Origin of the sequence: Microbacterium sp., assembly GCF_043427715.1 — a bacterium.
Taxonomy (GTDB): Bacteria; Actinomycetota; Actinomycetes; order Actinomycetales; family Microbacteriaceae; genus Microbacterium.
The window spans coordinates 1-4,396 of record NZ_JBHWTD010000079.1 but is presented as its reverse complement, the minus strand read 5'-3'; the positions used below and the strand labels follow the sequence as shown (position 1 = coordinate 4,396).

5 protein-coding genes, 1 tRNA gene and 1 pseudogene are annotated in these 4,396 nt (G+C 69.0%); 3 read left to right on the top strand and 4 right to left on the bottom strand.

The window, feature by feature from the left end; all coding sequences use genetic code 11:
• The 4 genes and pseudogenes from ACHFGS_RS08525 to ACHFGS_RS08510 all read right to left on the bottom strand — a co-directional run.
• Window positions 1-462, bottom strand: a pseudogene (locus ACHFGS_RS08525) (hypothetical protein); the annotation flags it as partial.
• Entirely contained in the window at window positions 459-686 is a 228-nt protein-coding gene (locus ACHFGS_RS08520; protein ID WP_394279435.1) for a hypothetical protein, read from the bottom strand. The pseudogene ACHFGS_RS08525 and the gene ACHFGS_RS08520, both read right to left, overlap by 4 nt.
• A gap of 119 nt (window positions 687-805) precedes the next feature.
• Window positions 806-876: transfer RNA gene (locus tag ACHFGS_RS08515), tRNA-Gly, on the bottom strand.
• Window positions 877-968: 92 nt separating this feature from the next.
• Entirely contained in the window at window positions 969-1,295 is a 327-nt protein-coding gene (locus tag ACHFGS_RS08510) for a hypothetical protein (protein ID WP_394279436.1), read from the bottom strand.
• A gap of 119 nt (window positions 1,296-1,414) precedes the next feature.
• Here ACHFGS_RS08510 and dcd point away from each other — a divergent pair, with 119 nt between their 5' ends.
• The 3 genes from dcd to ACHFGS_RS08495 all read left to right on the top strand — a co-directional run.
• Complete coding sequence (dcd, locus tag ACHFGS_RS08505; protein WP_394279437.1) at window positions 1,415-2,020, top strand: dCTP deaminase; 606 nt, start codon at window positions 1,415-1,417, stop codon at window positions 2,018-2,020.
• 145 nt (window positions 2,021-2,165) lie between these two features.
• Complete coding sequence (locus tag ACHFGS_RS08500; protein WP_394279438.1) at window positions 2,166-3,878, top strand: BCCT family transporter; 1,713 nt, start codon at window positions 2,166-2,168, stop codon at window positions 3,876-3,878.
• Between the two features lie 18 nt (window positions 3,879-3,896).
• On the top strand, window positions 3,897-4,396 hold a 500-nt coding region (locus ACHFGS_RS08495), incomplete at its 3' end, for an NADPH-dependent F420 reductase (RefSeq protein ID WP_394289365.1).

Sequence of the window (4,396 nt, the reverse complement as noted above, 5' to 3'; positions counted from 1 at the left end):
GTCGCGGTGCTGCGTGACGGCGGCGCGGGTGCGGGCGGCGTCGTAAACGGCGGCGTACCACGCGCGCACCGTCGCGGGGGTCAGTGCGGCCACGTCCAGCGCGCCCAGCTCGATACCCCGTGAGCCGGGCGCGGCCACACGGGGCAGCACCCAGCCGTCAAGGGCACGCCGGTAGCTGTCGGCCGTACGGGGGGCGAGATCGGGTCGGGATGCGAGCCAGTCGCGGGCGTAGTCGTCCAGCCGCACGCGGCCGGCCTCCGGGTCGCGCCACGAGCCGCGCGCCCGGTCGGCGTGCTCGCCGGCCAGCCATGCGAGCGCTTCCGCTTTCGTGGCGAACGTGTGCGGGCCGGTGAACTGGCGGCCGTCGAGTCGGTAGGACGCTTGCCAGCGGCCAGACGGCAGCGTGCGAGTGGTGCCCCACGGGGCGGGCGCTGCGCGGCCCGGCTTCCGTCGCGCGCTCACCGGTTCACCTCAGCCCAGCACGCCGAGAGAGTGTCGCACACAGCGGGGCGCGGGGCGCCGTGCGAGCTGTGGTCGTGCTCGTCGGCGGCTTGCTGCGCCATGACGACGAACAGCGACGGGTGCGACTGCCAGCCGCATGTGCAGCGCGCGACGTGTCGGCGGGCGTCCGGTGCGTGCACCGGGTGGGGGTCGACCGTGACGATTTCGACTGACTGAGTGAGCATGACTCACTACCTCCGAGAATCAGCCGGAGTGCACGCGAGTGCACGCCGGGCAATTTCGGAGGGGTCTTAGCTCGCCTCCACTGTCTCAGAATCCGCCTTTAACCGGGCTTTTTCTGTCGAGGGGCTGACGGGAATCGAACCCGCGCTATCTGCTTGGGAAGCAGAAGTTCTGCCATTGAACTACAGCCCCATGCACCTGAAGGTGCCCGGTCAGCTTAGCAAAGCGGCATCCGCTCGCCGTACGTCTCGCTCGAGACGGTGAGCGCATGCCGCTGCGCGAGGTCAGGCCGAAGGTGCGGCCGGGCCGGATGCCGGAGGCGGCGTCGGACCGCCGTGGGTCGGACCACCCGGCGTCGGGCCGCCGTGCGTCGGACCGCCAGGCTGGCCGAGGCCGCCGGGGTAGGGCGGCTGCGCGCCGGGACGGTAGGACGGCGGGAACTGCGTGCCGCTCTCCTTCATCGCCAGCAGCACGCCGTTCTTCACGGCCGTGCGCTGGATCAGGTAGCCGATCCAGATCGCCAGGGCGAGGATGCCGAGGTAGATCACGCCGAAGAGGATGAAGAGGCCGACGCCCAGTCCCGCGGCGGCCCCCGAGTAGTCGTTGTCCATGGGGGCACGATAACGACCGATCCCACAGCAGCGGAAGGTGTAGCGCTCCCCATTGCGACGCGATAGGCGGGATGCCGTGGGGCGGCGGTTCAGGGGGCGGCGGCCAGTAGGCTGGCCGCGTGCTGCTCAGCGACCGTGACATCCGCTCCGACATCGACGCCGGCCGGATCGGCCTCGACCCGTGGGACCCGGGGATGGTGCAGCCGTCGAGCGTGGACGTGCGGCTCGACCGCTACTTCCGGCTGTTCGACAACCACAAGTACCCGTTCATCGACCCGTCGGAGGATCAGCCCGAGCTGACGCGACTCATCGAGGTCGACCCGGATGAGCCCTTCATCCTGCACCCGGGGGAGTTCGCCCTGGGAGCGACGTTCGAGCAGATCACCCTTCCCGACGACGTCGCGGCTCGCCTGGAGGGAAAGAGTTCCCTCGGCCGGCTCGGACTCATCACCCACTCGACCGCGGGATTCATCGACCCCGGATTCTCGGGCCACGTGACCCTCGAGCTGGCCAACGTTGCGACCCTGCCGATCAAGCTCTGGCCGGGCATGAAGATCGGCCAGTTCTGCTTCTTCCGGCTGACCTCGCCCGCAGAGAACCCCTACGGGACCGGGCCGTACAAGAACCGGTACCAGGGGCAGCGGGGGCCGACGGCATCCCGCTCGTTCCAGAACTTCCACCGCACCGACGTCGGGACCACCGACGCCGGTGCGAAGGGGAACTGACAGGGTTCAATCGCGCCGAGGCCGCTCGGAGCTCGGGTGAACCGCGGCGTGGCCCGAGGACTGAGCCCGAGACGGCGGCCTACGGCATCCCTCCGCTTTCGCGCAAGAACGTGCCGCGATCGGGCGATCTCCGTAGTGTGGCGGCATGACGGACAGCGCACCCACGCCCGACACCGCCGCCGACGCGCCGGCGACCGCCACTTCGGCGCTCGCCGCCAAGCCCAGTATCTGGGTCATCGCCCCGGCGGCCACGGTGGCTCTCGTCTTCAGTACCTTCGCGATCGCCTTCCCTGCGGAGGCTGAGACCTTCTTCGGCACGATCCAGGGCGCCGTCATCGACGGGTTCAGCTGGTACTACGTGCTGATCACCGCGTTCTTCGTAGCGTTCTGCCTGTTCCTCGGCTTCAGCCGGTTCGGCGACATCAAGCTCGGCAAGGACGACGACAAGCCGGAGTTCTCGACCGGCTCGTGGTTCTCGCTGCTGTTCGCGGCCGGCATGGGCATCGGTCTCGTCTTCTACGGCGTCAGCGAACCGCTCAGCCACTACGTGAACCCCAAGCCCGGTGTCGAAGGGACACCGGCCCAGCTCGCGCAGTCGTCGCTGACGCAGACCTACCTCCACTGGGGTGTGCAGGCGTGGGCGGTCTACGTCGTCGTCGGCATCGCGCTCGCCTACGCGATCCACCGCCGCGGCCGGCCGCTGTCGATCCGGTGGGCGCTCGAGCCCGTGCTCGGCCGCCGGGTGCGTGGCGGTTGGGGCAACGCCATCGATGCCATCGCCCTCGTCGGCACCCTGTTCGGCGTGGCGACGAGCCTCGGCCTGGGCGTTCTGCAGATCAGTTCCGGGCTGGATGCCGCGGGCATCATCTCCGAGCCCGGGTTGCTCGCCCAGGTGATCATCATCGCGGTCATCACGACGGCCGTGCTGTTCTCGGTGGTGTCCGGGGTGACGAAGGGGATGAAGTGGCTCTCCTCGACGAACCTCGTCCTCGCGGCGCTGCTCCTCCTCTTCGTGCTCTTCGCGGGCGACACCTTCTACCTGCTGCGCGAGTGGGTGCAGTCCATCGGCTCGTACCTGCAGAACTTCGTCGGCCTGAGCTTCAGCGTCAGCGCCTTCCAGGGTGCCGAGGGCCAGGCCTGGCAGGCGGCCTGGACGTCGTTCTACTGGGGATGGTGGATCTCGTGGGCGCCGTTCGTGGGCGTCTTCATCGCCCGGGTGAGCCGCGGCCGCACGGTGCGCGAGTTCGTCATGGGCGTGCTCATCGTTCCGACCCTGGTGGGCATCCTGTGGTTCGCCGTCCTCGGCGGGTCCGCGGTGAAGCTCGAACTCGACAACCCCGGCACGATGACCGATGCCGACGGGGCGGTGAACGTCGAGGGTGCGCTCTTCCAGCTGTTCGAGAACCTCCCGGCATCCCTCCTGCTCACGATCGGCGCCCTCATCCTCATCGCGCTCTTCTTCGTGACCTCGGCCGATTCGGGCGCACTCGTCATGGGCATGCTCGCCACCGGCGGAAACCCCGAGCCGAGCAAGCCGGTCCGAACGCTGTTCACCCTGATCACGGCGCTCCTCGCCATCGCCCTCCTCATCGCGGGCGGCCTCGTTGCGCTGCAGACCGCGGCGATCCTCATCGCCCTGCCGTTCAGTGTCGTCATGCTCCTCATCTGCTGGTCGACGGTGGTCGCCTTCCAGCGCGAACGACGCATCTACGACAAGGCCGAACGAGCGCAGCTCGTCGCCCACATCGGTGACCACTACGGCCTCGAGGTGGAGTCGGAGAACGAGCGCGGCATCCGGTTCCCCTGGGGGCGTCGGCGTGATCCCGGAGCCCCCGACGGCGGGAATGCCTCGCGCTGAGCCGCGTTGCACCCCCGCATGACACGAGTGGGAATCATCGGAGCAGGACACATCGGCTCGGCACTGGCGCGCGGTCTCGTCGCGCAGGGGCATGAGGTCGCCATCAGCAACTCCCGCGGGCCCGAGACACTCGGCGATCTCGTGGCGGAACTCGGTCCGTCCGCGCAGGCCATGACGGCGACGGATGCCGCGGCGTTCGGCGACTGGGCCATCGTGACGATCCCGTTGAAGGCGATCGACACACTGCCGGTCGACGAACTGGCGGGCAAGATCGTCGTCGACACGAACAACTACTACTGGGAGCGCGACGGCCACATCGCCGTGCTCGACGAGAAGCAGACGACGACCTCCGAGCTGCTGCAGGAGCGCCTGCCCGAGTCGACCGTGGTGAAGGGCTTCAATCACATCATGGCGTCGCAGATCCTCACCGACGGACGGCCCGCCGGCACTGACGGGCGCCGCGCGCTCGCGACCGCGAGTGACTCCGACGAGGCCGTCGCGTTCATCACGGCGCTTTA